A 26,133-nucleotide genomic window follows, 5' to 3' on the forward strand; every position below is an offset into this window, starting at 1 on the left:
CCACCTTTTATATTTAAAACCAACCTGTGTTTAGGTATTCTTCATTCTTGGAAGCAATTTCCCTGCTTTTAACCACCAAATGTGTTTTATCAAACTGTCTGGCTCTATAGCCAAGTAAGTGAAAAATAGATTTAGCTAGAAACCTTGCCACCCTTTGGTCAACCAACATGGCATCCTTTTTAAGCGATTCCCATTTAATACCGGGAAACTTCACCAAAAGATGATCCGCCTTTAATTTTCTAAGTCCTTTTGAAGCCCATAAAAGTATTGTAGGAATTGACCTTATATAATAAAAACCTTCACTGCCCTGATTCTGATATAGAGGCATGAAAATTTGTCTGTTCCCTTTTGTTTTTAAAATGCAATTATTGTCCAGGGCAACATCTTTTCCTTTTGGTATTTTTTGAAAATTGACAAACCCAGGTAACATTTTAAAATCATTACCCTTTTTTATATCATACTGATAGTAGATTTCATAAAATTTATTGGATACTTTGCCTGATTTTAAAACCGTGTTTTTGAGAATGGTCATCTCATTTTTAGATAGGCCAACGGACTCTGTAAGCCCTAAGGTAAAATGGATAAAATCAATACAGTTTTTGATAGCACTTATCTCATCATGTTGACCACTCTCATACCCTAGAGAAACATAACCCAATTCATTAATAAAACTCAAGAGAGCACCTTCTAAATACTCCTCAATCCCTAAAACAATGGGAAGCGGATAATTAGAGGCAAACTTTCTATTCAAAAGGCTGTCGTTTAACACTACAAAGGGGGATGTTGCGCTTGAGGTTGTATGCAGATCTATAAAATAAAGAGGAGAAGCACTGTTCCTAAGTATTTCATTCAATAACTCATGTAATTCAAACAACTCGTTTTCATCATCTATAAGGTCCTTCTTTTTTTGTTGGATATAATCAACTTTTTTTGGAGACCAAATCCTGTTCAAGTCTTTATCAAGATATCTAACATTTTTTTCCAATGCCCTTAGATTTCCAGCTATGGCATAAACTTCGCCTAGAATGGACGTTTGTTGAAGTTTCAATTCGCGCATAACATGTTTAAGCGCAAATATTCCGGCAGGTTCATTACCATGTATCCCTGCAAAAAAGACTACGGTTGGGCCATTTTTATCACCCTTTAAATGGTCTATAATTCGCTCTATTTCCAATGTTTCATCAAGAGCTGTGCTATACACTTTTGACATGTTACATATCTACTTTACTGATGATGCCCACCAAATTGGAGCCTACGCAAACAGGTAAACAACCAATTTGATAATCATCCATTAACTTTTTTGCGGTTTCTATTTTAGTTCTTGGTTGCACCGTCACCACTTTTTTAATCATAAGGTCAGAAACCCTGGAATTTCTTTTTTTTTGGTTCTTGTCCAAGCCCTCAATATGACTCCAAGTTAAAAGGCCTGCCAATTCTCCTTTTTCATTTTCAACAGGGATATGATGAATATTGTTCCATTGCATTATGGACATGGCCAAATTGACATAATCATCCTCATAAAGCTTCATGAGTTTTGTGGACATAATTTGCCCCACCCATTGAAAGGTCTCTTTTGGTTTGATTGCTTCTTTTACAGATGGCCATGTATGTACTGGTTTGTTGGATTGTTGATTGGCATACATGGCTTTTGTCAACTCCACCAAAACACTGTCCAGCTTCATTTGTTTTCTTAAACCTCTAAAGTTTTCAACTTGCCATTCTGCTCCAGTTCCTTTCTTAGTTCTAGCCTCTATTATTCCAAGCAATCTGTTAATATCCTTAACCTCAACATTATGTTTTTTTAAACCTTCATATGCGATTGGCAGGAATTCATTAATAATCAACTTTTTAAGAGTTGTCGGCTTTCCTAACCAAGAAAGTACAGTTTGTCTGCCCGTTCTCGCAGATTTAATAAAATTCAGTTTTGCCTCTTCAAAATCCATAAAACTGGATATATCATCAAACTTTTTGGGCCTTCCTGCCATGAGACCTACCCAAAATGCGAAATTGGCAATTTCATCTATCACAGTAGGGCCTGAAGGAATATATCTATTTTCAATACGTAGATGGGGTTTTCCATTACCAACCCCATAACAAGGGCGGTTCCAGCGATACACTGTTCCGTTGAAAAGGTTTAATGCCTCTAATTTTGGGATAGTGCCATTTTCAAAAGCCTGCAATGAGTTTTTTTCTATAGGTTTTGTCAATATTATACGATGACTGGAAATATCTTCCTTAAAGATTTCCGTTACAGAATCTTTCTGCCAATGGCTACCAAAACCTACTCTAGCAACTTGCTCCTTTAATGCATAACTCCATTTTCTGGTATCTAAACTTTGTTGAAACAGCGCTATGCGAGTCTCCTTCCATAATTCCCTGCCCATTAAGAGCGGAGAATTACAACAAATCCCCAAGACTGGTCCAGCAATGGCCTGGGACCAGTTATAACTCTTGATAAAATCATTGGGAGGAATCTGCAAATGAAGTTGAAAACTGGTATTACAAGCTTCAAAAAGTACAGAATCATGACGAAGCGTCAATTCATCCACTCCCCTTATTTTAAGAGAAAAATGGTCTCCTCTGCAAGATTTTAAAACTTCATTGAGTTTATAATATCGTGGAATAGGGGTCATAAAATCTATTCCTAATTCATTTTTGCTAATGGTTGGCAGGATTCCTGTTAACAGGATATTTGTTCCAAGTTCATTTGCTTTGGTTTTTGCTTTGTTGAGCAATGTTCTTAGCTGTTCTTCAACTCTCGAAAAACAATCATTCTTCAGTTCAAATGGATCCAAGTTTATTTCAAGATTATAGCTCGCCAATTCTGTTGTAAAATGGGAATCGTCAACACTTTCCAATACATCAAGAGATTTTCCGGAAGGCCTAAACTCATCGTCCATTAAACACATTTCCTGTTCCGCACCTATTCTTACAATGCCATCCTCAATCAAATCTTGCTCCAGAAGTAATTCCAGAGCTTTAATGTCATTAAGCAAATGTTGCACAAATGCTTTACGTTCTGCCTGATCAAACTTGCTTTTGGCAATATGCTCTCCCATGTTTAAGAACTAGATGTTTTAGTATGAAATAAAACTACGAAGTGCCTAAAACTTAAAATATGATACTTGTCATATGCAAGATTTGCAGCTATACTGATAATTATCATGTTTTTTATTAATGTCCAAGGCTAATTTTGACCTATATCATTATACTGTTATGTGTGAACTTGTTCAAAAATATAACGTACCAGGCCCTCGGTACACCAGTTATCCCACTGTTCCTTATTGGGACCTAGAGAGTTTCTCTGGCAAACTTTGGAAGGAAAGCATTTTAAAGGCTTTTCAAGAGAATCCAGAGGATGGAATAAGTATATACATTCATCTACCGTTTTGTGAAAGCATGTGCACCTTCTGCGGTTGCCACAAACGAATTACAAAAAGACATGAACTTGAACTGCCTTACATAAAAACAGTACTTAAAGAGTGGCAGCTGTATTGCGAATTGTTCAGTTCTAAACCAACGATAAAAGAGATACATCTTGGTGGAGGCACCCCTACTTTTTTCTCCCCTGAGCACCTAAAATTCCTTATAAATGGAATTCTTAGGCATGGAAAAACAGCCGAAAACCCTGAGTTTAGTTTTGAAGGGCATCCAAACAACACAACAAAAGCGCACTTGCAGGCTCTTTTTGATGTAGGGTTTAAAAGAGTCTGCTTTGGCGTGCAAGATTATAATGAAACTGTTCAAAAGGCCATTAACAGGATACAGCCTTTTGAAAACGTAAAAAAAGTAACGGAATGGGCCAGAGAAATAGGGTATACCTCTGTTGGACATGATATTATTTATGGCCTTCCTTTTCAAAATATTGATGATGTTAAGGAAACCGTTTTAAAGACCAATAGCCTTAAGCCAGATAGAATTGCCTTTTATAGTTACGCTCATGTTCCTTGGATGAAAGGAAATGGCCAACGTGGCTATAAGGAAACCGATTTACCTACTTCCCACGAGAAAAAAAGTCAATATGAATTAGGGAAGAGAATGCTTACAGGTTTTGGGTACAAAGATGTTGGTATGGATCATTTCGCCCTTGGCACGGACAGTTTACATACTGCTATGGTAAATGGGGCTTTACACCGAAATTTCATGGGCTACACATCATCCAAAACAAATCTAATGATAGGCTTAGGAGCCTCAAGCATAGGAGATAGTTGGTACGGGTTTGCACAAAATGTAAAAAGTATAGAAGAGTATGAACATTTGGTTTCTCATGGCGTTATCCCAATTTTTAGAGGTCATATTTTAACTGAAGAAGATCAGATCATAAGAAAACATATTCTCAATCTTATGTGCCAGTTTGAAACAAGTTGGGAATTGGGCGAAACAAGAATAAACGATTTTCAAAAAATTATTGAAAACTTATCTGAACTTGAGTCTGATGGTTTGGTTCAAATAGGAGCAAATCAAATTAAAGTGACCAAAAAGGGAAGGCCTTTTATTAGAAATATAAGCATGGCCTTTGACTTAAAATTACATCGAAAAAAACCAGAGACACGTTTGTTCTCTATGACCGTTTAATCCTTAAATCTAAAAAAATGAAAAGCATCATAGTACCTATAGATTTTTCAGAACAATCAGAAAAAGCCCTAAAAGTAGCGGCAGACATTGCAAAGCAGCAAGATGCCGAACTATTCATATTACATATGCTGGAGCTTTCTCCCTCCATCATGAGCGAGTCTGGTTATGTTGCACAAGAACAAGTGGTGCACTTAATAAAAATGGGAGAACAGCGATTTGTTGATTTTCTGGACAAGCCTTATCTCAAAGGGATAAAAATGACTCCTATTATAAAACATTATAAAGTTTTTAGTGAGGTAGATGAGATAGCCAGAAAACATAATGCGGATTTAATTGTAATGGGGTCTCATGGTACTGATGGGTTACAAGAGATTTTTATAGGTTCCAATACAGAACGTGTGGTGCGTAGCTCAGAAATTCCTGTTTTAGTCATTAAAGGTGATATTGAAAAGTTTCAAGCAGATCGATTCGTTTTCGCATGTGATTTTAAAGAAGAAAATGTTCCAGCCTTAAAAAAGGCTGTCGAGATTTCAAAACTTTTTAAATCGAAACTACATCCTGTATATATCAATACACCAGGAGATGAATTCTTAAGCACGGAAGACACCTATACTAGAATTTCAAAACTTCTGAATATTGCCAAATTAGGACTGGAAGTCGAAATCTACAATGACTATACTGTTGAAAAGGGAGTTCTAAATTACAGTGAGACTATTGCAGCGGATCTTATTGGAATTCCTACACATGGTAGAAAAGGATTGTCGCACTTTTTTATGGGAAGCATTGGTGAGGATATAGCCAACCATTCCAATACCCCGGTAATAACTTTTAAAATTTGATTGATTGCATTTTTTGATTTGTTTTTTTATGCAATTAAAGAAGAAAGGGAAACTGTTGATAGCTTCCCTTTCTTTTTACATTTTACTTTTTAGCCTTTTTAATTAGTTTATGGGCCCAATCGTAATGGCTTGATAAAACTCCAATAATATAAGCTCCCATTGCGTTGTTTCCCGTCCATCCGTAATATTTGCGTACAAACAATTCTTCATTGGAATGACTAACCACTAAGTTCGTTACTTTGGCATGAGAGGTATTGAATCTTTCCCTCACCTTATCCAAATCTAAACTCATATACTTTTCATGGATTTTCTTATTCAAGGCAGGTAGTGTACGCCAATTATACCCTTCCGCAGGAATACTGGGCTTCTCTCCTTTCATTCCCACCTCATACCAATTCAAAAACATTAAATGCCAATGATGCAGATGTCCCAAAACGTCTCTAATATTTCTGTTCATTGTACCTTTGGGAAAATCTTTCTCTTGTTCTGTCTTGGAAAAAGAGTCAATAAAATTGTTCAGTTTTTGGTAATTGGCAAGGCTCACCTCCAATAACGCTTCTTTTGTCTTAGGTCTTGGCATTTTACATTACTTTATCCACGTCCATTAAATCTTTCATATGCAGCCCTTTCCAAGACTTCTTGATGGTCCGGGTGAGCAATTGAAATTAGCGCCCGGGCGCGCTGCTGTAAATTTTTCCCATAAAGATTCACCACCCCATGCTCTGTAGCAACATGATGGATATGGGCTCTAGTGGTAGTTACGCCTGCACCTTCTTTCAAGAAAGGAACAATTTTAGAAGTTCCTTTTTTAGTTGCCGATGACATGGCAAAAATGGGCTTACCCCCATCTGAAAGGGAGGCTCCTCTAATGAAATCCATCTGACCTCCTACTCCAGAAAATTGATAGCTACCAATGGTGTCAGCACATACTTGTCCGGTCAAATCAATCTCAATGGCACTATTTATAGCAGTCACTTTTGGATTCCTCCTTATCCTGGCGGTATCATTTGTATATCCAGAATCCCTAAAATCACATATGGGATTGTCATCAATAAAATCATATAGTTTTCTAGAGCCTACGGCAAAACAACTTACAATCTTTCCATTCTTCACTACTTTTTCCTCCCCGGTAATCACGCCACTTTCAATCAGTGGCAGTACACCATCAGAAAACATCTCAGTATGAATACCCAAACGTTTATGGTTGTTCAAATTATCAAGTACAGCATTGGGAATGTTGCCGATGCCCATTTGTAATGTGGCGCCATTTTCAATTAAAGAGGCCACATTAGCTCCTATCTTATGTTCTAGATCTGAAATAACCCCTGCTTCATGTTCATGAATAGGTCTATTTACTTCAGTAGCGTATTCAATTTGATCAATATGTATTATTCCTGTCCCATGCGTTCTTGGAACAAAGGGGTTGATCTGGGCAATAATCTTTTTCGCGGTTCTAATGGCAGGTAGGGCAACATCCACAGAAACTCCAAGAGAACAATATCCATGTTTATCTGGGCTTGAGACTTGAACAATGGCAACATCCAATGGCAAAATGTTTCTTTTGAACAACCATGGAATCTCACTTAAAAATATAGGAATGTATCCAGCATCAGGTGTATTTACACTTTTCCTTACATTCCCTCCCACAAAGCAAGAATTCAAAGTAAAGGCTTTGGTATATGGTTCTTGGGTGTATTTGGCATCCCCTTCTGTATGAATTGAAATAACTTCAACATCATTTAACTCTTTATAGCGCTCACATAGCGCATTAATAAGTTCATTGGGGGTCATGGCCGCCCCTTGTAAAAAGACACGGTCACCTGATTTAACCACATTTACTACTTCTTCTGCTGATGTTATTTTCACTTATAATTATTTATGGTTGATGACATTCTATAGTTGCTGATACTGTATCAGCCGGAGCTGCTTTGGGTGAAACATAAGGAATTCCCAGCCCAAGGCCCCTGACAATAAATAACACTCCTACGAGCATCACAAATACGGGAATCAATTTTTTTATTTTTGATTTGATGGGGTTACTAAAAAAACCCTTAGAATAAACGACCAAACTCATTAACGGAATGGTTCCTGCACCGAACAAAACCATATATAAACCTCCTTGCAATGGGTTTCCAAAAGCTACAGCACCCAGCAACGCCATATAAACCAGCCCACAGGGTAGAAATCCATTTAGAAAACCAATGGTTAAAAACGCATCTGGAGTTTTCTTTTTAAGTTCTTCACCAAGTTTTGATTTCACTTTTCCCAAAACAGCGTATATGGGTTTTGAAAGACTGTATTGATTAAAGTATTTACCTGGAACAATCACCAAAAGAATCATGACCACTCCTACACCAATGGACAATTTTTGTTGCATACCAAAAATGGACAGACTCTTACCCAAAAAACCGAAAAGCACTCCGATTATCCCATATGCAAGCAGTCGACCGGTATGATAAATAAAAAGCTGCGTTGCTTTTTTAACTTCATTATCCCTGTCCAATGGAAGTAAAAAAGCAATGGGTCCGCACATGCCCAAACAGTGCAAGCTTCCCAAAAACCCCAATACCATTGCGGATAACAACATATTCTAATAGACTAATTTCTCTTTATGTAAAAAAGTTTTACCTTGATATTGCCATTTTACAGTAATGTCCCAGCGACCGTCCACCAAGCTATTGTCAGGTATGAGCAAATGTGTTTTGGACAAACTTATAGGAAAGTCAATATCCAAATGCTTGTTAGACGGTCTGTAAAGGGACACTATTCCTTTAACTTGTTTAGGGTCGAACCTCTCAGGAAAAAAAATGGTTATTCCCTCTTTAGATTTTACGAATTTTAGTTTTGCCTCCATCTCCAATGCGGATTTAGATGCATCTATTTCGTTTTGATATGCTAGTTCTTGTTTATAATACTCTTCAGTAACCAAATCATGATTGGCGCTATTATCAGTGCTCATTCTTATTACAAAATATAATATGAAACTAATGAATGCTACAAAAGCCAATACTATTCCTGTTCCCCAATTTATTTTCATTGTATTATGTTTTAATGGTAACTTCTTGGTGCCAAAAATTGAGTTGTGGTCGTCTCAATAAGTTTTTCCCCATTATAAACTCCAATTTTCAGCTTATCCTTATCTCCGGTCAACGCAGAGCTATTGATTTCTATAAACAAAGTTCCTTCAGCAATTTCTTCTGCCGGTACTTTGAAGGCATTCTGGGATACCATTTTAATTCTTCCTTTATGAGACAATAACTTAAAGCTAACACTATCTACATCTTTAGACGTTTTGTTCACTAATTTATAGGTGTATACATTACTGATATCATTATTTGCCTTTCTTTCATACAACTGCCCTGGTAACCTCAAAATATTTGCTTCCAGCTCATTTCTTAGGAAAAGCATGCCTATTAAAATACCGGTTAGAACAAATAGCACGGCAGTATACCCTTTCATTCTGACCGTAAATTTGAATTTCGCTTTTTTGTTTATTTCATCTTCACTTGCGTAACGAATCAATCCTTTAGGTTTTTGAATGCTATCCATAATATGATCGCATTCATCAATACATGCCGTACAATTGACGCATTCCAATTGGGTTCCATTACGAATATCTATTCCTGTTGGGCAAACATTTACACATTGAAAACAATCTATACAATCTCCATGACCCAAGGCGTCCCTATCCTCATTTTTTCGGAATTTTTTACGTCCGTTATCTCCCTCCCCACGTTTATGATCATATGCCACAACGATGGATTTGTTGTCCAAGAGCACTCCTTGAAGTCTTCCATACGGGCAAGCTATAATGCATACTTGTTCACGAAACCATGCAAACACAAAATAGAAGACCGCAGTAAAAATCAACAATGGTATCATCGTTCCCAAATGTGCCATTGGCCCATCAAAAACATATCTAATCAATTTATCGCTTCCAATTAGATAGGCAAGAAAAACATTTGCAATCAAAAAAGAAATGATAAAAAAGATAGTCCATTTCAACACTCTTTTCCTAATCTTTTTACCATTCCAAGGGGATCTGTCCAATCGCATTTGTGCTCCACGATCACCGTCGATCCAATATTCAATCCTACGAAAGACCATTTCCATGAAAATAGTTTGTGGACACATCCATCCGCAGAAAATTCGTCCATAAGCAACCGTAAAAAGAGCAACAAAAATTACACCTGCCAACATTGAAACCACAACAAGATGAAAATCTTGTGGCCAGAAAGGAAACCCAAAGATATTGAACCTTCTTTCCAGTACGTTGAACATTAAAAACTGATTGCCATTTATCTTAATAAAAGGCGAAGCAATTAAAAAGAGTAAGAGTCCATAGCTTACATATTTTCGGTACTTAAAAAACCGTCCACTTGGCTTTTTAGGAAAAATCCAAGCCCTTTTCCCATCTTCAGCTATCGTTCCTATGGAATCCCTAAAATTCTCTTCCATTGCAATTTATTATTAGCTCTTATTTGTTCTCACCTCTTCTTTCGACTGCACTCGAGATGAAGGTGCTACAACTGTATCAGTTCATTGCCACATCAGTAGAATCAGAAACTTGCTCCATTGGCGCTTCTTTTGTTTCTTCTGATTCAGGAGCGTCTGGATCTATCCAAATTTCTCCTTCAGGTGCTTTTGGGTTGGCAGCAGTTGTACCACCTAAGGTTAATATATAACTGGCCACCTGAGCCATTTCCAGGGGTTTTAGACTTTGTTTCCAAGCGATCATACCCTTACCGTCTCTTCCACCTTCAGAAATGGTATTAAAGACATTTTTTATGCCCCCGCCCAAAATCCAATATTCATCTGTTAAATTGGGACCAATCCCCCCTCCTCCATCAGCCATATGGCAAGCTACACAACTGGTGGTAAATATCTTTTCTCCAGCACTTAAATCTGCAGCTTCCGACAAAAACTCCACGGTATTTACATCTACTAAATCCTTAGCTGTTTTTTTGTATTCATCTATTGCAATTTTAGCGGCTGCAACTTCTTGTTCGTATTCTAGTTTTTGATCATAATCGCCAGCAACATGAAAACGTATCAGATATACAACTCCAAAAATGATAGTAGCATAAAAAAGATAAACCCACCAAGGTGGCAAGACATTGTCCAGCTCCCTAATTCCATCATAATTATGATCTAGGATTATTTCACCTTCTTTTTCTATTTCCCTTGTTTTGGTCAGGCGTTTGTACATATTGTTGGCCCATGTCCATTGCCTTTTCTTGTTTTTGGATTCCAAATAACGCTCTTTTGCCTCTGGTGAAAGGGTTTGAAACATTACATTTTCAATAGAACTTAAAATTAGTTCTATGGCAATTAATATCATCAATACCATTAGCATAAAAAACTGCGTAATTGGATATTCGATAATAGCTGGTTTTTCACCAGAATCTATAAAGTATTCCATTAATCCGAAGATGATGAAGAATAGCAGTGGAATACGTATCCACCAAGGTGTTCTTGTGCTCATAATGCTATAGTTTGTTTTGTTGATCGTTATCTAAAGGCAATTCTCCCATCTCTTTTATATGTGCTTTTGTGGCCGTAAACACCCACCAAAACAGCAGCACAAAAAACACGAAGAATATTAATAAGGATATCATGGGATAACTTGCAATCCCTTCTATACTTTCCATATGGCTTTTTACAAATTTCAACATGGCTATTTGTTTTGAGATATTGTTTCTTTAATCTTAATGTCTGTCCCCAATCGTTGCAAGTAAGCAATCAATGCAACAATTTCCCTATCTCTCATTTCTACAAAATCCTCTCCATTTTCTTGAGCATATTTTTTGTCCGCCTCATAAGTCTTTTCAAATTCGGGATCAGTATATAGGTTCTTTTCAATCTGTATAGCTTGTTCCGCCATTGACTGCGGTGCGTTGGCTATATCTTCATCCGTATAAGGCACGCCCAGTTTAACCATGGCTTCCATTTTACTTTGTGTGGCACTTCTATCATGTTCATTGATTACCAACCATTGATAAGCTGGCATAATTGAACCCGAAGATGTACTTTGCGGATCATACATATGATTCAGGTGCCAATTATCAGAGTACTTTCCTCCAATTCGCAATAGATCAGGTCCAGTTCTTTTACTTCCCCAAAGGAATGGATGGTCATAGACAAACTCTCCTGCTTTGGCATATTCTCCATAACGTTCCACTTCACTTCTAAAAGGTCTGATCATTTGGGAGTGACAGCCCACACAGCCTTCACGGATGTATAAATCTCGTCCTTCAAGTTCCAAAGGCGTATATGGTTTTACACTGGTAATGGTAGGAATATTGGATTTTACCAAGATGGTTGGCACAATCTGGATAATTCCCCCTATTAAAATGGCAACTGTTGCCAAAATTGTAAGCTGAACCGGTCTACGCTCTAACCAATTGTGGAATGTTTCGCCAGAAACTCTTCTTTTAGAAACTCTTGTCAAGGCAGGTGCCTCAGCCAATTCATCTTCTACTGAACTTCCTTTTCTAATGGTAACAATGACATTGTAGACCATAATCAACATCCCCACAAGAAACATAGTACCTCCTATGGCACGCATCCAGTACATAGGAATAATTTGAGTAACGGTTTCCAAGAAATTTCCGTAAACCAATGATCCATCTGGATTAAATTCTTTCCACATTAGGGCTTGAGTAAACCCTGCAACATACATAGGCAATGCATACAGAATAATTCCTAATGTCCCTATCCAGAAATGCAGGTTTGCCAACCCTTTTGAGTATAGCGTTGTCTTAAACATTTTGGGAACCAACCAGTATATCATACCAAAGGTCAAGAACCCATTCCAAGCTAAAGCTCCAACGTGTACGTGGGCAATAATCCAATCACTAAAGTGAGCAATGGCATTCACATTTTTAAGGGATAGCATAGGGCCTTCAAAAGTGGCCATACCATAACCTGTGATGGCAACAACCATAAATTTTAAAGTGGCATCGGTTCGTACTTTATCCCAAACACCCCTTAGAGTCAACAATCCATTGATCATACCACCCCAAGATGGAGCAATCAACATAATAGAGAAAACAACCCCAAGGTTTTGCGCCCAATCCGGTAGGGAAGAATACAACAAATGGTGAGGGCCTGCCCAGATATAAATGAATATCAGTGACCAGAAATGGACAATGGACAGACGATATGAGTATATAGGCCTATTGGCCGCTTTGGGAACAAAATAGTACATCAATCCCAAAAATGGTGTGGTTAAAAAGAAGGCCACAGCATTGTGCCCATACCACCATTGTACTAAAGCATCTTGCACGCCAGCATATACAGAATAACTTTTCAAGGCCGCGACAGGCAACTCTAGACTATTAAAAATATGCAGTACCGCCACGGTAACAAATGTTGCTAGGTAAAACCATATTGCAACATAAAGATGGCGCTGTCTTCTTTTTAAGATGGTTGCAATCAAGTTCCAGCCAAAAACGACCCAAACTACCGCAATAGCTAAATCTATGGGCCATTCCAATTCTGCATATTCTTTGGAGGTAGTATATCCCAAAGGCAGCGTAATGGCAGCCGCTACAATGATCAATTGCCAACCCCAAAAATTAAAATTGCTCAGAAAGTCACTGAACATTCTTGCTTTTAACAATCGTTGGGTGGAGTAATAGACCCCGGCAAAGATAGCGTTCCCCACAAATGCAAAAATTACGGCATTGGTGTGCAACGGACGTAGTCGTCCAAAGCTCAACCACGAAATACCATCCGTGATATTGGGAAACAAAAACATAAATGCCAGTAGAAGTCCTACCAGCATTCCAACAACACCCCATAGCATGGTGGCATATAAAAACTTTTGTACGATTTTATTATCGTAGCTAAATTGTTGTATTTCCATATTTATTGGTTTGTACTTTTAGTTAGTTCGATTTCTTTGTTTTCTAGTTCTTTTGTATCTAAATCAGGTAGTAATTCATCCTCAAAAAGCATGCGGACAGATGGTGTGTATGCATCATCATACTGCCCTCTTTTGACCGAAAAGACAAAGGCAGCAAAAAAGACCAGCGCAACTGAAATACTTATGGCCAATAACACATATATAACACTCATACCTGGTTTAATTAAGCGTAAAACTACATTGCCGTTCTTGCGAAAAAAATGACATATATCAGCTTTTGTTATTAATTCTTTTATTTTTCAAAGGCACTTTTTTTACCATAGTTATCAAGGCTGCAACTATGACAAAATTCTTACCAATGTATTGCCCTAGAAGTGTTGGAACCAATGGCGGTTCTTGAAATGACTCCAAAGGGAACAACAGTAAAGGCGTAAATGTCAATGCCATATGACAAAGAGCAATGACAACAATAGTTCTTCTCCATAGGTTGAGTAACAATAAAACACCTATTCCCACCTCTAGAATAGCAAGAAGCATTATTGACAAGGAATCAGAAATAAAGCCAAACGTTAATTCATGAATTGTGTTTTTAGCCAAACTTTCTGCCGGACTCAGTGCTGGAAAGAACTTTAACCCTCCAAACCACAAATAGATAATCCCTATGCTGATTGCCAACAAGTTTGACTCAACCATATTTTTAAAATTCCCAAATATTTTTTTTGCCAAGATCATCAAGGTTTATTGCTTTAATCTTTTCCCAATTATATTGGTCATTAACGTCGTAAAAATCACTATGCTGATTGAACTCAAAGGCATAAGTATTGCCGCAACGACAGGTTCTAACTGACCGGTAACAGCAAAATATAATCCAATAACATTATAGCATAATGAGAGAAGGAAACTGAGTTTTATGACCTGTATGGATTTTCTGGATAACTTCATGAAAATGGGAAGTTTCCTCAAGTTTGAAGCATCTAAAATAGCATCACAAGCTGGTGAAAAAACATTGATGTTTTCAGAAATGGAGATACCTACGTTACTTTGGGCCAATGCACCGGCATCGTTAAGTCCATCTCCTACCATAAGCACACTGTGGTCTTTTTGGAGATGCTTTATATAATCCAGTTTATTCTTGGGCTTTTGATTGAACAGCAAATTAGTTTTAGAGGGGAGTATTTCCTGTAACTGTTTTCTTTCCCCATCGTTATCACCAGACAGTATTCCAATATTCATGGTTTTGCCCAAGGTGACAAAAAGCTCTTCCACCCCATCCCTATACTCGTTTTTGAATACAAATCTCCCTTTAAAGTCTTCATCAGAACTAATGTAAACCGCTGTATCGGATATAGCGTTTGGCATAGACTCTCCAATGTAACTGGCAGAGCCCACCTTAATGGTATGAGCATTCAATTTTCCTTCTATTCCCATTCCGGTATGCTCTTGAAATTCATCAAGGGTCATAATGGCGTTGGACTTTAATATCTCATACAATGACCTACTTAATGGATGATTGGATGCCCGCAATGTAGTTTTCAGCAATGCGGTTTCCGCTTCGGTCAACTCAATTCCTTCATACAGGATGGCATCTTTTGTTGTAGTTGTTATAGTGCCTGTTTTATCAAATATAGCAGTATCAATTTTTGATAATCGCTCTATAACATTTGTGTTTTTTAAGTAGAATTTATGCTTGCCAAATATTCGAAGCATATTACCCAACGTAAATGGAGCTGCAAGAGCAATTGCGCAAGGACAAGCAATGATAAGAACCGCCGTAAAAACATTAAGAGCCATACTTGGCATGTAAAACAACCAAAATGTAGTCGAAAGTATAGCTACACTCAAAACTCCAATGGTAAACCGTTTTCCAATACTATCCGTCAATGTTTGGAAAGTAGTAATCTTATCTTTTCCAAAAACTGAATTCCCCCATAATTGGGTGAGATAACTTTGTGAAACCGATTTTACAACCTCAATTTCTAAAACTCCAGAGAGTTGTTTTCCTCCTGCAAAAAGCTTTTCTCCTGATTGTTTAAAAACCGCATTGGATTCTCCGGTTACAAAACTGTAATCTATTTCTGCATTACCTTTTACTAAAATACTATCTACAGGAATAATTTCCATATTTCTAATCAAGAGCCTATCACCAGCCTTAATCTTATAAATTTGAATGTTTTCTTCTTCCCCATTTGTAGTTAACCTTGTTACCGCAATTGGAAAATAGGATTTATAATCCCGTTCAAAAGAGAGAAATGAATACGTCTTTTGTTGAAAAAACTTCCCCAATAAAAGGAAAAAAACCAATCCCGTCAGGCTATCAAAAAAACCAGAGCCCAAGTCAAAAATAATATCTGCGGTACTTCTTAAGAACAAGGTTAGAATTCCCAATGCTATGGGAACATCAATGTTCAATACTTTAGAACGCAGTCCTTTATATGCTGAAATAAAATAATCCTGTCCAGCATAGAATACCACTGGCAGCGAAAAAGTAAACATTAACCAACGGAACACCAATTTGTACTGATCCAACCAAAACTCCTCCACCTCAAAATACTCAGGAAAAGAGAATAGCATTACATTACCAAAGGCAAAACCAGCAACACCAAGTTTATAAATGAGTGAGCGGTCTACCTTGGTGTTTTTCTTGCTGTATTCCTCTAAAGAAATGTAAGGCTCATAACCTATGGCACTCAATAACAGTACAAGGCCTTTCAATGAAAAATCTTCAATTTTATAGGTGACCCGAATGGTTTTTTTTGGAAAATCAACTTGTGAACTCGAAATAGAAGAATGCAGACGATTTAGGTTTTCCAATACCCAAATACAAGAACTGCAATGAATGGATGGAATGCTCAAATTGACCACCTGCACCCCTTCTTCATTAAACTCTACCAGTTTTTCAACAATCTCCTGATTATCAAGGAAATCATATTTTTGTCGAATTTCTTTAGGAGCCGTGCCGGCTCTCTCTTCTATATCGTAAAAATTGGATAAGCCGTTTGAAGTAAAAATCTCATAGACTGTTTTGCAACCATTACAACAAAACTCCTTTTCATCAAAAAGAACCTTTGTGCGATTACAATCATCACCACAATGATAACATCTCGTGTTCGCCATTTACATTTGCTTTACCCAAGACAAAATTGTGACACAATTTGTTTTAAAAACATGACATTTATCAGTTCTTGTTCAATACTTTAGGCTTAATTTTGTACCATCAGGTAAATTAACAGTTATGGAGAGCAGGTGTGAAAATTGTATCATAAGACAATTCAATTCGCTAAGAGCCATGAGCAAGGACGAATTGAAGCAAGTGTCCGACTCTAAAACCACAAAAAAAGTCAAGAAAGGAGACCCCCTTTTTGAGGAGGGCGAAAAATTGAATGGAGTTTTTTGTGTTCGCGATGGAGTTTCTAAACTCTCCAAACTTAGTGCCAATGGCAAAGATCAAATCGTAAAGCTTGCAACCAAAGGCGAAGTACTTGGACAGCGATCCGTAATAGCAGAAGAATGTACTAATCTTTCTGCAATAGCTGTTAACGATATGGAGGTCTGCTTCATTCCCAAAGAAAGCATCAACAATACATTGCAAAAGAATCCGAATTTCACCCTTGAGGTGTTGCGGCATATGGCTCATGATTTAAAGGAGGCAGATGACGTCATCGTAAACATGTCTCAAAAAACGGTAAAACAGCGGATTGCTGAGGCTTTCCTGTATTTAAAAAATAACTTTGGCGAAGATGACGAAGGGTTTTTGGCCCTTACACTTTCCAGAGAAGACATTTCAAATGTGGTTGGTACAGCTACGGAATCCGCCATCCGAATTATTTCAGAATTCAAGAAAAAAGGACTCATTCATACCTCTGGCAAAAAAGTAGGTATAAAGAATGAACGTAAGTTGGTAGAGTTGGTAGAAGGCTTCTAAAGCCATCCCTATTTTCAAAACCTGATATTTGTCATAGTATCCCTTTCCGCATAGCACTAATTTTATTCCATCTTTATTTTAGTAAAATGCAAAGAATTTTAATACCTACAGACTTTTCAGAAAATGCATGGAATGCCATTAATTATGCCATGCAGTTGTTCCGCAATAAACAATGCACTTTTTATTTGTTAAACACATATACCCCTGTAATTCCCAGTAGCCGGTTTATGGCCAAAATGATAGATGGTGTAAGTATTGTAGATGCGGTGCGAAATTCTTCAGAACAAGGTTTACTGAATACTGTTGACAGAATTAAGACACAGTATGGTAACAACAATCATAGTTTTGAAACAATCTCTTCTTTCAATCTATTGGTCGAAGAAGTAAAAGACATTGTGGATGCGTATGATATTAACTTAATAGTTACTGGAACCAAGGGCGCTTCTGGAATAGATGAGGTATTTATGGGCAGCAATACCGTGCGTATTATTAAGAACAGTAAAAAATGTCCGGTCTTGGCTATTCCCCAACATTTTGATTTTGTCACACCTTCAGAAATTGCTTTTGCAACTGATTTTAATAGATTCTACACAGCTTCCGAACTAAATCCACTAATGGAATTAGCAGAAATGTTCCAAGCAACCATTAGAATAGTTCATGTGCAATACGGGATAAAAGCATTATCGGAATTACAGCAGTTTAACCTAAACATGCTAAGAAGGTATTTAAACGAATCTGAACATTATGTACACACAGTTTCTGAACTTAACTCAGTATCACAAACGTTGGAAATGTTTACTGAGGAGCTGGACATTCACCTGCTGGCACTCCTGAATTATCAGCATAGCTATATGGAAAAAATGACCCGTGAACCTATAGTGAAGCGAACAGCGTTCCATACGCAAATTCCTTTATTGGTTATTCCTGAACTAGGAATGGAAGGGGTTTCAAAAAAAAACAAGGAACAAGAAAAGGCAGTTAGCGGTTAAGGCCCAAACTCTCATTTTACTTTTACATGAGCGTAATTTGAAAGGTCTATTTTCAGATTAATTCGTTCGCCATTCCTATCTTTATGTTTTGTTTCACCTTCAAAAGCATTTCGCATAAAGAGCATTAATGGACAAGCAGCAACTTATTGAATGTCATGACAGAATAAAACCATTTATTCACAACACTCCTGTGCTTACTTCAAGATTGATCAATGCCATGGCAGGAGCCAGTCTTTTTTTTAAGTGTGAGAATTTCCAAAAAATGGGAGCTTTTAAAATGCGAGGAGCGGCAAATGCCATTATACAACTTTCTGAAAGACAAAGACAAAACGGAGTGGTAACACATTCTTCAGGAAACTTTGCCCAAGCACTTTCTTTAGCTGCACAAAGTTTGGGTGTTAAAGCGTACATTGTTATGCCCTCCAACGCCCCTCAGGTAAAAAAAGATGCAGTTAAAGAGTATGATGGAAGCATTATAGAATGTCCGCCCACACTTGCCGCAAGAGAAAATGCCACTAAACAAATAGAAAAAGAAAAAGGAGCAACATTCATTCATCCATCCAACGATGATGATGTCATTTTGGGTCAAGGCACAGCATGTAAAGAATTATTGGAACTTCATCCAGATTTAGACTATGTATTTACGCCCGTGGGTGGAGGTGGTTTAATAGCCGGAACAGCCTTAGCCGTCAAATATTTTGGAGACAATTGTAATGTTATTGGAGGAGAGCCTTTTGAGGTTGATGATGCCTATCGTTCTTTACAAAGTGGCACTATAGAAACAAATGAGACTGCCAATACCATTGCTGATGGGTTAAGAACACAGTTGGGTGATAGAAATTTTCCCATTATCAAACAAAATGTCCAAAGAATTATTAGGGTAAAGGAGGACAAAATTGTAAAAGCTATGCGGATTATCTGGGAACGGCTAAAAATTATTTGCGAGCCATCTAGCGCAGTTGCTTTCGCTGCTATTCTTACCGAAAAAGAACAGTTTTCAGACAAAAAAATAGGGGTAATCTTATCTGGTGGAAATGTTGATTTAAACAACTTACCATTTTAGAAATACCATTCAGGACCAACATCAAATTGATGAATGCACTACTCAAAGAGGAATTCGGAATTGATTCATTAAGCATTAAAAAGCTGGATGGATATGACAACATTAATTACCATGTTAAAACATCGTCAGACAGTTACATTTTTAAAACATACCCATATACTGAAGAACTATTTGATTTAATCGAAGTTGAAACCGAAGCCCTGTTATTTCTTGACCAAGATAAAACGCAAGCCTTTCCTATTCCAATTCCATTTATCAATGGGGATTACACCAAAATTTTTGAGCTAGATGGGAAAACCACCATTTGTAGAATGCTTTCCTTTATCAATGGTAATTTTATAGGAGATATCAATCCAACAAAAAAAACATATACCTTTTTAGGTGAATTTCTTGCTCGCTTAGATATTAAACTTCAAGGATTCAACAATTATACCCTTAGGGCTAGAAAGTGGGAATGGGACCTCCAATACCTGCATTTAAACAAGAAATACGTTTCCGATATTCCCAATGCACATGACAGGAATGTCGTAAATTATTTTTTCCAACAGTTTGAGCAAAACGTGGTTCCCATATTACCTGAACTAAGAAAACAAACCATCTATAACGATGCCAATGAATGGAATGTCTTAGTGAGCAACGAAAATGTTTCCGGATTAATAGATTTTGGAGATATGGCCTATGCTCCTTTAATAAATGAATTGGCCATAGCTATAACTTATGCCTGTTATGATAAAGAAAATCCATTGGAATGGGCAATACCCATTCTAGAATCATATCATAAAACACTTCCTCTGGAAGAGAAAGAATTAGAAATTCTCTATTACTTAATAGCAGGAAGACTTTGTACAAGCGTTTGCAATTCTGCCCATTCCAGAAAAACAGATCCGGATAATACCTACGCCACTGGAAGTGAAAAATCTGCTTGGAACATGCTTTACAAACTGTTGTCCATAAGTCCTATTGGTGCAGAAAACATGTTCAGAAAGGCTATTGGAGTGTCAATTCCTAAAATAAAATTGGAAGCCGAAGAAGTCAAAAGAAGACACCAACACATTAGTCCCATTTTATCATTGAGCTATGAAAAACCAGTTCACATGGTTGATGCTGCATTTCAGTATATGTATGATAGCCACGGCAATGCCATCTTGGATGCCTATAATAATATTCCACATGTGGGACACTCACACCCAAAGGTGGTGGAAGCGGGACAAAGACAAATGGCAAAACTAAATACCAATACACGGTATCTGTACGATTTGTTACCAACCTATTCAGAAAAACTATTATCAAAATTCCCTAAATCACTGAACAAGGTATACTTTGTTAACTCTGGAAGCGCAGCAAGTGACCTGGCCTTGCGATTAGTGCACGCCCATACCAAACGTAAAAAGTTAATGGTGATGGAACATGGCTATCACGGGAACACTCAAATGGGAATTGATATGAGTGATTACAAATTCAATAACCCCAAGGGTACCGGGCAAAAAGAGCATGTACTTAAAACATCCATTCCTGACACCTATAATGGGAAGTGCAAAGGGAAAAATGCTGGGTCTTTGTATGCCAAAGAGACCATTGAACAAATATCAAATTCTGAAGAACCTATTGCCGCTTTTATATCGGAACCTATTGTTGGCTGTGGCGGTCAAGTTCCTTTGGCAGATGGATATTTAAAAGAGGTTTACCCCGCAATACGAAAACAGGGTGGAGTTTGTATAAGCGATGAAGTACAAACTGGTTTTGGTAGGTTGGGCGATCACTTTTGGGGATACGAAGCCCAAGGAGTAATTCCGGATATTGTTATTCTAGGAAAACCAATGGCAAACGGACATCCTATGGGCGCCGTGGTTACAACAGATGAAATTGCAGAATCTTTTAGTAAAGGAGTGGAGTTCTTTAGCTCTTTTGGAGGCAATCCTGTTTCTTGCGCCATTGCTTTGTCTGTTATAGAGGTTATTGAAGAAGAACAGTTACAAGAGAACGCCAAGGAGGTTGGAAACTATTACAAGTCACTTCTATTGGGACTAAAAAAAGAACATAAATGCATAGGAGATGTTAGAGGTTCCGGTTTATTTTTGGGTATAGAAATCATTGATGAAAAAACAAAAAAAACGAATAAAAAATTAGCACACCATATTAAAAATGAACTACGCAATAGGAATATCCTAATTAGCTCTGATGGGCCCGGTGACAGTGTGCTAAAAACAAAACCTCCACTTTGCTTTACAAAAGAAAATGCAGAAACTGTTGTACATGCAATAGCTAACGTATTAAAGAATTAGGCTTATTTTATTTTATACACCCTTCCTTTGTTTTTCAATAGTGTTAAAGCTTCTTTCCAATTTGGTAATTCATTGGTGTCAATAGTAAGGGTGTTAATTTCTTTTGCTATGGATTTCGATTTTTTCATGGCATCTAAATGAGCTCCACTATGTGCAAATGCCCTCATGTCTTCTTCATTTCTCCAAAGCGTCATGGTATAATGTTTTGTCCAGAAACCTTTGCTCCTAAACTCAACATAGTTGGATGTTTTTAACTGATTGGATACATGCAGTGCAAAAACAGATAGTTTAAAAAACTTTAAAGGGGATTTTAGGGTAATAGAAGTAATTACTGCTTTCATTATTAATACGTTTTAATCATTTGTTTTCTTTTGTTCTGTCAAAATTGATACATCGCCCCCAAGCCAAGGTCGGTTTTATTTTCCACATTAATATTGGTTTCCAAATCTCCATAATCCACATCAACACGACCTACAGTTGCTTTCAAGTGGAAGTTTCCAGAAACGGGTATTTCAAATCCAATACCGTACCTCAGAAAACGTTGCCCATCTTCCTGCATAAAAGTTGTACCACCAACCTCTGAAATAGTTATGTCAAAGTTCCGTTTTGTGACAATACCGTAGGTATACAACAAAGCTTTTTTCTTCTTACCCATGGCAATTCCAAGGTTTATCCCATATCCAAACTGACTGTTGTTTTTGTATTCAATTTCCATTTGATTTCTAGCATCTATTTGTTCCAAATCACCATCTGTAATTCCTAATTGAAGTTCTGCTCCAATAAGAAGTCTATCATTTACAAACTGTTTTCTATACCCTGCTGAAAACTCTGTCACAAAACCTGATTTCTGGCCAAGCACATCTAAATCGTTAATAAAAGCCCCACCAAATATGTTTTGTACACCCATACTTATCCCTAGATGGAAACCATCAAAGTGTTTTTCAGTTTTGGAGGCATCTGTACCTGGGTTTTGTGCAATCAAACTTGTATGGGTTAAAAGAAAAAATAGTAGAAAAGAACTTGTGAATATTATGTTTTGTTTCATGTTTTATTTTTTAATGACTAGGTGAAATTTTAGATTGCATCATATTAATGACGCCAAAAAGTGTATTAGGTTCATAATATAATTATGCCGACTCCAAGGAGAATTGTTAACGTAACTATCATGTTGATTTTATCTATTGGATTCGAATAACTCAAACACATCATTTACATAAAGTATGCCCGCAGTAAAATGACCCTCACCTTCATAAATTACCCTGCTCACATTTGCTCCATTTTCTAACATACTCTCATATGCAGTTTCAGAGTTTAAGGGAAAAACCCAATTGTCTTCAGATGCATAATACAGGGTAATTGGATATTTAGGGGTCCAATCAAAGACATCATTATCAGCTATAGCGCTCAAATATTCAGTGTCCGTTCCATTGACCAATCCAGTTCTAAATTCAGCAGTATATAGGTCTTGTGGGTTTTGAGCGATATCCGCATTTATGTAATCAAACGGGTTGAGAATACTTTCCATCGTTGCAGCATATGGTTCGTTTATGAAAGCACTCCAATTACGATTAAGGTTATAATTAGTATTGTAAGAATCTACCACCCACATAGCCGATCCGGGATAATTGAAGTCTTCATCTAATTGCATCATTTGCTGAAAGAATCCGGATTTGTTATAAGCACCTGATGCCGGTGCACTCATTGTAATCTTGAGGTTTGAGTTTTCTTCAATATGTTGATGCAGGGCCATTGTAGCATAACCTCCTTCAGAATACCCAGCGATGAAAAGTTTATCATTTAAAATAAGGTCGTCTATAAATCCAAGGTTTTCTTTAACGGTCATGATCATATCAAAAGATGTGCTTCCTAGAGTTTCTCTATGCTCATAAGGATGTGGATAATTGCTTGAAGCTCCATACCCCAGATAATCAGGCATAATAACAACATAGTTGGTGGAAGCCAGTGCCATGGCAAAAACGGTAGCCAATTTTTTAGTGTTATAGCTGGATGGGGCATCATCATTAGTGAATATTGTTCCATGTTGAAACGACACCAAAGGCATGTTTAAACCATGTTTAGGCACTATCACCAGACCAGAGGCCAAAATGGTGTTTCCATCAACATTGGAAGTATTATAAGTGATTTTGTATACTTTAATATCCCGTAAATTTCTATTGGCAATTATTGGGACTAGTTCTGGTTCGTCTTTATCAATTAAACTCTTGAGTTGATTTTCTGACACTGTCGCCAATAATTCCCAATTTCGTAAATCGCCAAAATTTGAATCAAAGGTGATTATCTCATCTACCTCAACATCTACACTGCAACTAGACACACTATATAACAGTGGTAGTAACAGTACGCTTAGCCGTATAAGTTTTTTAATTTTTTTCATAATTGCATTCATTTATGGGTTACAAATAATTTTGATGCAAAAATGATTGCTAGAAAAAAATAAAATGCTTCAAACGATGATTTGAGACTTATTTGAAGAAAACGAAAAAAGCTTAGGCGATAAAGTGAGATTTCTGGAATTCCTTAGGAGAAACTCCAACTTGCTTTTTGAATATGCGATTTAATGTTGCTTTGGAATTAAAACCACTTTCTATCCCAAGCGCCAAAATGGTGAACTTTCTATTATCAGGATTTGCCAAAAGTGTTTTAAAATGTTCGGCTCTATATTTATTTACAAAATCATAGAATGATTGTTGCGCCTTAGAATTTATTGTTTGAGAAATGTTATGTGTTGTTACATTTATACTATCAGATAAGTCTTGAATCTTAAGTTGTGGTTCTAGATAAATTTTCTCTATTTCAAAAAGCTCTTTAATCTGTTTAAAAATAGATTCCATCTCTTCAATTGACAATGAGGACGATTTATACTTGTCCGAGTCTTTGTTTTTTAAAGTTGATACTGGTCTTTTCGCCTCAATTTCCGCATTGTTATTTAAACCAATAGCATTGTTGTACTCTACTAGGGAATATTGTCTTATTCCATTGTAGCACAAATAAAAAAGAGAAAGCACAATGGAAGCATAGACAATAATATATAGCAACTCTAAACTTCCTAAATGCCAAAAACTAAATGCTGATGATATTAATAAAACCAGAAGATTATTTATAAAGTAAATCCAAGCGAAATTTACGAGCCATGTTAACTTAATAGTCTCAATAAATGAATAGTCATTTCTAATTCTTTGCTGATACTGCTTCAATTTTTTAAAAAACCAAATAAGAGCCACAAAAACAAAAACATTACCTCCTCTATAAAAAAATTGATATATGGTTGATGGTGTTCTATGCTGAGCTCTTAATTTCTCAATATCGTAGTCAGTCAAAAAAGTAAAATCAATAAAAATGAAAACTGAAAAGGCTATTGCGAAAGAAGCAAACCACCACCATTTCATTTTCAGCTTATTATCATTGCTAATGAGTAGCATAGAATATGCAAGAAAAGAAGGAAGAACATAGAAGCTAACCAATTTTTCCAAAATAAAATTGGGCTTAGTAAGCCCTCCTTGCCTAACCCAAAGATCACTTATAAAAATCCCTGCTATAAGTATAATCGTGACAATAAGCATGTAATCACTCGCCATTTTGTTCTTCTTATGAAAAATGAACAAAAGAAATATTGCGAGAATACTCAAGCCAACAATGTCTACAATTAACATATTTGCTTTATACGCATTAGTTTACCAATCTCTTTCTAGGAATGAAAAGCTTAGCTAAATATAATAATATCTATATTGAGGAAGGTTCAATTCTTTTTTGGGCAGAAGTAATCTAAGCTCCTATATCTCATTCTTTTGGATTTCATGTGAATTTTGAAAAAAAACACCAGCTTATTAATTAGAGGAGCAAGATTAAAACAATTCAATTAAAGGTTTTGATATCTTTATCCCTATCTTACTTTATCTATAATTTGTATCCTAGATACCACCCAAATCAAGGAAAATTAATGACCCATAAGCTTCCATTATGATTTCTTTTGACCATCCACAAATCCAACTTTTCTATCAATATCTAAACGGATATGCTCCTGTTTCCCAAGCATCTTTTGAAAAGCTTTTGCCTTTAATAAAAATCAGAAGTGTACAGAAAAACGAGAGTATTGTATTTCGTGGACAAACGGCAAAAAGCATTTTTTTTGTCTGCCAAGGAATTTTAATCTCCCAGTGGATGGATGATGAGGCCAATGTATTTGTTAAAAACTTCTTTGTTGAAGGTCACCTAGCGGGGTCAACGGTCTCTATGTTAACAAGCTCTCCTTCTGGTTTTGGTATTGAAGCTGTGGAGGATGGTACTGTTCTGGAGATGAACTATCACCGTTATAAGGAAGTAATTTATAAACACGAAGATTTAAAGAACTATTACATTGCCAATCTGGAACAAAACTGGATTATTGAAAATGAAAGGCGACAGATTTCATTTGCTGCAGAAAATGCCACTGAACGCTATCTATCCTTTCTTAACAAGTACCCTAACTTACCTCAAAGAGTCCCACAATGGCTTATAGCATCTTACCTTGGAATCACCCCTACTCAGTTAAGTAGAATTAGAAAAGACCTATAAAATTCATATCCATCAACATAT

24 protein-coding genes are annotated in these 26,133 nt (G+C 36.8%); 7 read left to right on the top strand and 17 right to left on the bottom strand.

Features of this window, described 5'->3' with window-relative positions:
- Positions 1 to 13 precede the first annotated feature (13 nt).
- The gene (locus LV704_RS05365) at positions 14 to 1,210 is read right to left on the bottom strand and encodes a succinylglutamate desuccinylase/aspartoacylase family protein (protein WP_163421372.1); all 1,197 of its coding nucleotides are present in this window, start codon (positions 1,208 to 1,210) and stop codon (positions 14 to 16) included.
- Position 1,211: 1 nt separating this feature from the next.
- A complete protein-coding gene (locus LV704_RS05370) occupies positions 1,212 to 3,059 on the bottom strand; it encodes a CBS domain-containing protein (protein WP_163421371.1) in 1,848 nt (615 codons plus the stop codon).
- A gap of 157 nt (positions 3,060 to 3,216) precedes the next feature.
- On the opposite strand from LV704_RS05370, the gene hemN reads away from it, so the two are divergent.
- Positions 3,217 to 4,575 (top strand): oxygen-independent coproporphyrinogen III oxidase, encoded by a 1,359-nt coding sequence (hemN, locus tag LV704_RS05375; RefSeq protein ID WP_163421873.1) that lies wholly within the window; start codon positions 3,217 to 3,219, stop codon positions 4,573 to 4,575.
- 17 nt (positions 4,576 to 4,592) lie between these two features.
- Entirely contained in the window at positions 4,593 to 5,414 is an 822-nt protein-coding gene (locus LV704_RS05380) for a universal stress protein (protein WP_163421370.1), read from the top strand.
- An 82-nt stretch (positions 5,415 to 5,496) separates the two neighbouring features.
- On the opposite strand, the gene LV704_RS05385 is transcribed toward LV704_RS05380, so the two are convergent.
- The 11 genes from LV704_RS05385 to LV704_RS05435 all read right to left on the bottom strand — a co-directional run bounded on the left by LV704_RS05385 (position 5,497) and on the right by LV704_RS05435 (position 16,398).
- Positions 5,497 to 5,994, bottom strand: coding sequence for a ClbS/DfsB family four-helix bundle protein (locus LV704_RS05385; protein ID WP_163421369.1), 498 nt, complete (start codon positions 5,992 to 5,994; stop codon positions 5,497 to 5,499).
- Positions 5,995 to 6,005: 11 nt separating this feature from the next.
- A complete protein-coding gene (locus tag LV704_RS05390) occupies positions 6,006 to 7,280 on the bottom strand; it encodes an acetyl-CoA hydrolase/transferase family protein (protein WP_163421368.1) in 1,275 nt (424 codons plus the stop codon).
- 10 nt (positions 7,281 to 7,290) lie between these two features.
- Positions 7,291 to 8,001 (bottom strand): sulfite exporter TauE/SafE family protein, encoded by a 711-nt coding sequence (locus LV704_RS05395; RefSeq protein ID WP_163421367.1) that lies wholly within the window; start codon positions 7,999 to 8,001, stop codon positions 7,291 to 7,293.
- 3 nt (positions 8,002 to 8,004) lie between these two features.
- On the bottom strand, positions 8,005 to 8,451 hold the full coding sequence (locus LV704_RS05400) for a FixH family protein (RefSeq protein ID WP_163421366.1): 447 nt from the start codon (positions 8,449 to 8,451) through the stop codon (positions 8,005 to 8,007).
- A gap of 11 nt (positions 8,452 to 8,462) precedes the next feature.
- A complete protein-coding gene (gene ccoG, locus LV704_RS05405; RefSeq protein WP_163421365.1) occupies positions 8,463 to 9,872 on the bottom strand; it encodes a cytochrome c oxidase accessory protein CcoG in 1,410 nt (469 codons plus the stop codon).
- A gap of 76 nt (positions 9,873 to 9,948) precedes the next feature.
- A complete protein-coding gene (locus LV704_RS05410) occupies positions 9,949 to 10,899 on the bottom strand; it encodes a cbb3-type cytochrome c oxidase N-terminal domain-containing protein (protein ID WP_163421364.1) in 951 nt (316 codons plus the stop codon).
- 4 nt (positions 10,900 to 10,903) lie between these two features.
- Positions 10,904 to 11,089, bottom strand: coding sequence for a CcoQ/FixQ family Cbb3-type cytochrome c oxidase assembly chaperone (locus LV704_RS05415; RefSeq protein ID WP_163421363.1), 186 nt, complete (start codon positions 11,087 to 11,089; stop codon positions 10,904 to 10,906).
- A 2-nt stretch (positions 11,090 to 11,091) separates the two neighbouring features.
- Positions 11,092 to 13,284 (bottom strand): cytochrome-c oxidase, cbb3-type subunit I, encoded by a 2,193-nt coding sequence (gene ccoN / locus LV704_RS05420; protein WP_163421362.1) that lies wholly within the window; start codon positions 13,282 to 13,284, stop codon positions 11,092 to 11,094.
- A gap of 2 nt (positions 13,285 to 13,286) precedes the next feature.
- Positions 13,287 to 13,496 (bottom strand): cbb3-type cytochrome oxidase assembly protein CcoS, encoded by a 210-nt coding sequence (gene ccoS / locus LV704_RS05425; RefSeq protein ID WP_163421361.1) that lies wholly within the window; start codon positions 13,494 to 13,496, stop codon positions 13,287 to 13,289.
- A gap of 58 nt (positions 13,497 to 13,554) precedes the next feature.
- A complete protein-coding gene (locus tag LV704_RS05430; RefSeq protein ID WP_233782150.1) occupies positions 13,555 to 14,010 on the bottom strand; it encodes a hypothetical protein in 456 nt (151 codons plus the stop codon).
- A gap of 12 nt (positions 14,011 to 14,022) precedes the next feature.
- A complete protein-coding gene (locus LV704_RS05435) occupies positions 14,023 to 16,398 on the bottom strand; it encodes a heavy metal translocating P-type ATPase metal-binding domain-containing protein (protein WP_163421360.1) in 2,376 nt (791 codons plus the stop codon).
- A gap of 118 nt (positions 16,399 to 16,516) precedes the next feature.
- On the opposite strand from LV704_RS05435, the gene LV704_RS05440 reads away from it, so the two are divergent.
- The 4 genes from LV704_RS05440 (at position 16,517) to LV704_RS05455 (ending at position 21,540) form a co-directional block, all read left to right on the top strand.
- Positions 16,517 to 17,206 (top strand): Crp/Fnr family transcriptional regulator, encoded by a 690-nt coding sequence (locus LV704_RS05440; protein ID WP_163421359.1) that lies wholly within the window; start codon positions 16,517 to 16,519, stop codon positions 17,204 to 17,206.
- Between the two features lie 86 nt (positions 17,207 to 17,292).
- Entirely contained in the window at positions 17,293 to 18,195 is a 903-nt protein-coding gene (locus tag LV704_RS05445) for a universal stress protein (protein ID WP_163421358.1), read from the top strand.
- 127 nt (positions 18,196 to 18,322) lie between these two features.
- Positions 18,323 to 19,258, top strand: coding sequence for a threonine/serine dehydratase (locus tag LV704_RS05450; RefSeq protein ID WP_163421357.1), 936 nt, complete (start codon positions 18,323 to 18,325; stop codon positions 19,256 to 19,258).
- A gap of 29 nt (positions 19,259 to 19,287) precedes the next feature.
- On the top strand, positions 19,288 to 21,540 hold the full coding sequence (locus LV704_RS05455; protein WP_163421356.1) for an aminotransferase class III-fold pyridoxal phosphate-dependent enzyme: 2,253 nt from the start codon (positions 19,288 to 19,290) through the stop codon (positions 21,538 to 21,540).
- Positions 21,541 to 21,542: 2 nt separating this feature from the next.
- Here the strand turns inward: LV704_RS05455 and LV704_RS05460 are convergent, their stop codons facing one another.
- The 4 genes from LV704_RS05460 to LV704_RS05475 form a co-directional block, all read right to left on the bottom strand.
- Positions 21,543 to 21,881, bottom strand: a complete 339-nt coding sequence (locus LV704_RS05460; protein ID WP_163421355.1) for a DUF3291 domain-containing protein — start codon at positions 21,879 to 21,881, stop codon at positions 21,543 to 21,545.
- A gap of 38 nt (positions 21,882 to 21,919) precedes the next feature.
- The gene (locus LV704_RS05465) at positions 21,920 to 22,585 is read right to left on the bottom strand and encodes an outer membrane beta-barrel protein (protein ID WP_163421354.1); all 666 of its coding nucleotides are present in this window, start codon (positions 22,583 to 22,585) and stop codon (positions 21,920 to 21,922) included.
- Between the two features lie 129 nt (positions 22,586 to 22,714).
- Positions 22,715 to 23,935 carry a S9 family peptidase gene (locus LV704_RS05470; RefSeq protein WP_163421353.1) on the bottom strand — a complete coding sequence of 407 codons (1,221 nt, stop codon included), beginning with the start codon at positions 23,933 to 23,935 and terminating at the stop codon, positions 22,715 to 22,717.
- A gap of 112 nt (positions 23,936 to 24,047) precedes the next feature.
- Positions 24,048 to 25,136 (bottom strand): AraC family transcriptional regulator, encoded by a 1,089-nt coding sequence (locus LV704_RS05475; RefSeq protein ID WP_163421352.1) that lies wholly within the window; start codon positions 25,134 to 25,136, stop codon positions 24,048 to 24,050.
- Between the two features lie 382 nt (positions 25,137 to 25,518).
- Here LV704_RS05475 and LV704_RS05480 point away from each other — a divergent pair, with 382 nt between their 5' ends.
- Positions 25,519 to 26,112, top strand: a complete 594-nt coding sequence (locus tag LV704_RS05480; RefSeq protein ID WP_163421351.1) for a Crp/Fnr family transcriptional regulator — start codon at positions 25,519 to 25,521, stop codon at positions 26,110 to 26,112.
- The last annotated feature ends 21 nt before the right edge of the window (positions 26,113 to 26,133 follow it).

It is taken from the genome of Flagellimonas sp. CMM7 (assembly GCF_021390195.1).
Lineage (GTDB): Bacteria > Bacteroidota > Bacteroidia > Flavobacteriales > Flavobacteriaceae > Flagellimonas.

Coding starts and splice junctions, on each gene's coding strand:
- LV704_RS05440 (WP_163421359.1), top strand. CDS start 16,517: ATGGAGAGCAGGTGTGAAAATTGTATCATAAGACAATTCAATTCGCTA.
- LV704_RS05385 (WP_163421369.1), bottom strand. CDS start 5,994: ATGCCAAGACCTAAGACAAAAGAAGCGTTATTGGAGGTGAGCCTTGCC.
- LV704_RS05435 (WP_163421360.1), bottom strand. CDS start 16,398: ATGGCGAACACGAGATGTTATCATTGTGGTGATGATTGTAATCGCACA.
- LV704_RS05410 (WP_163421364.1), bottom strand. CDS start 10,899: ATGAGCACAAGAACACCTTGGTGGATACGTATTCCACTGCTATTCTTC.
- LV704_RS05365 (WP_163421372.1), bottom strand. CDS start 1,210: ATGTCAAAAGTGTATAGCACAGCTCTTGATGAAACATTGGAAATAGAG.
- LV704_RS05475 (WP_163421352.1), bottom strand. CDS start 25,136: ATGGCGAGTGATTACATGCTTATTGTCACGATTATACTTATAGCAGGG.
- LV704_RS05470 (WP_163421353.1), bottom strand. CDS start 23,935: ATGAAAAAAATTAAAAAACTTATACGGCTAAGCGTACTGTTACTACCA.
- hemN (WP_163421873.1), top strand. CDS start 3,217: ATGTGTGAACTTGTTCAAAAATATAACGTACCAGGCCCTCGGTACACC.
- LV704_RS05480 (WP_163421351.1), top strand. CDS start 25,519: ATGATTTCTTTTGACCATCCACAAATCCAACTTTTCTATCAATATCTA.
- LV704_RS05455 (WP_163421356.1), top strand. CDS start 19,288: ATGAATGCACTACTCAAAGAGGAATTCGGAATTGATTCATTAAGCATT.
- ccoN (WP_163421362.1), bottom strand. CDS start 13,284: ATGGAAATACAACAATTTAGCTACGATAATAAAATCGTACAAAAGTTT.
- LV704_RS05380 (WP_163421370.1), top strand. CDS start 4,593: ATGAAAAGCATCATAGTACCTATAGATTTTTCAGAACAATCAGAAAAA.
- LV704_RS05400 (WP_163421366.1), bottom strand. CDS start 8,451: ATGAAAATAAATTGGGGAACAGGAATAGTATTGGCTTTTGTAGCATTC.
- LV704_RS05395 (WP_163421367.1), bottom strand. CDS start 8,001: ATGTTGTTATCCGCAATGGTATTGGGGTTTTTGGGAAGCTTGCACTGT.
- LV704_RS05465 (WP_163421354.1), bottom strand. CDS start 22,585: ATGAAACAAAACATAATATTCACAAGTTCTTTTCTACTATTTTTTCTT.
- LV704_RS05450 (WP_163421357.1), top strand. CDS start 18,323: ATGGACAAGCAGCAACTTATTGAATGTCATGACAGAATAAAACCATTT.
- LV704_RS05370 (WP_163421371.1), bottom strand. CDS start 3,059: ATGGGAGAGCATATTGCCAAAAGCAAGTTTGATCAGGCAGAACGTAAA.
- ccoS (WP_163421361.1), bottom strand. CDS start 13,496: ATGAGTGTTATATATGTGTTATTGGCCATAAGTATTTCAGTTGCGCTG.
- LV704_RS05460 (WP_163421355.1), bottom strand. CDS start 21,881: ATGAAAGCAGTAATTACTTCTATTACCCTAAAATCCCCTTTAAAGTTT.
- ccoG (WP_163421365.1), bottom strand. CDS start 9,872: ATGGAAGAGAATTTTAGGGATTCCATAGGAACGATAGCTGAAGATGGG.
- LV704_RS05445 (WP_163421358.1), top strand. CDS start 17,293: ATGCAAAGAATTTTAATACCTACAGACTTTTCAGAAAATGCATGGAAT.
- LV704_RS05415 (WP_163421363.1), bottom strand. CDS start 11,089: ATGTTGAAATTTGTAAAAAGCCATATGGAAAGTATAGAAGGGATTGCA.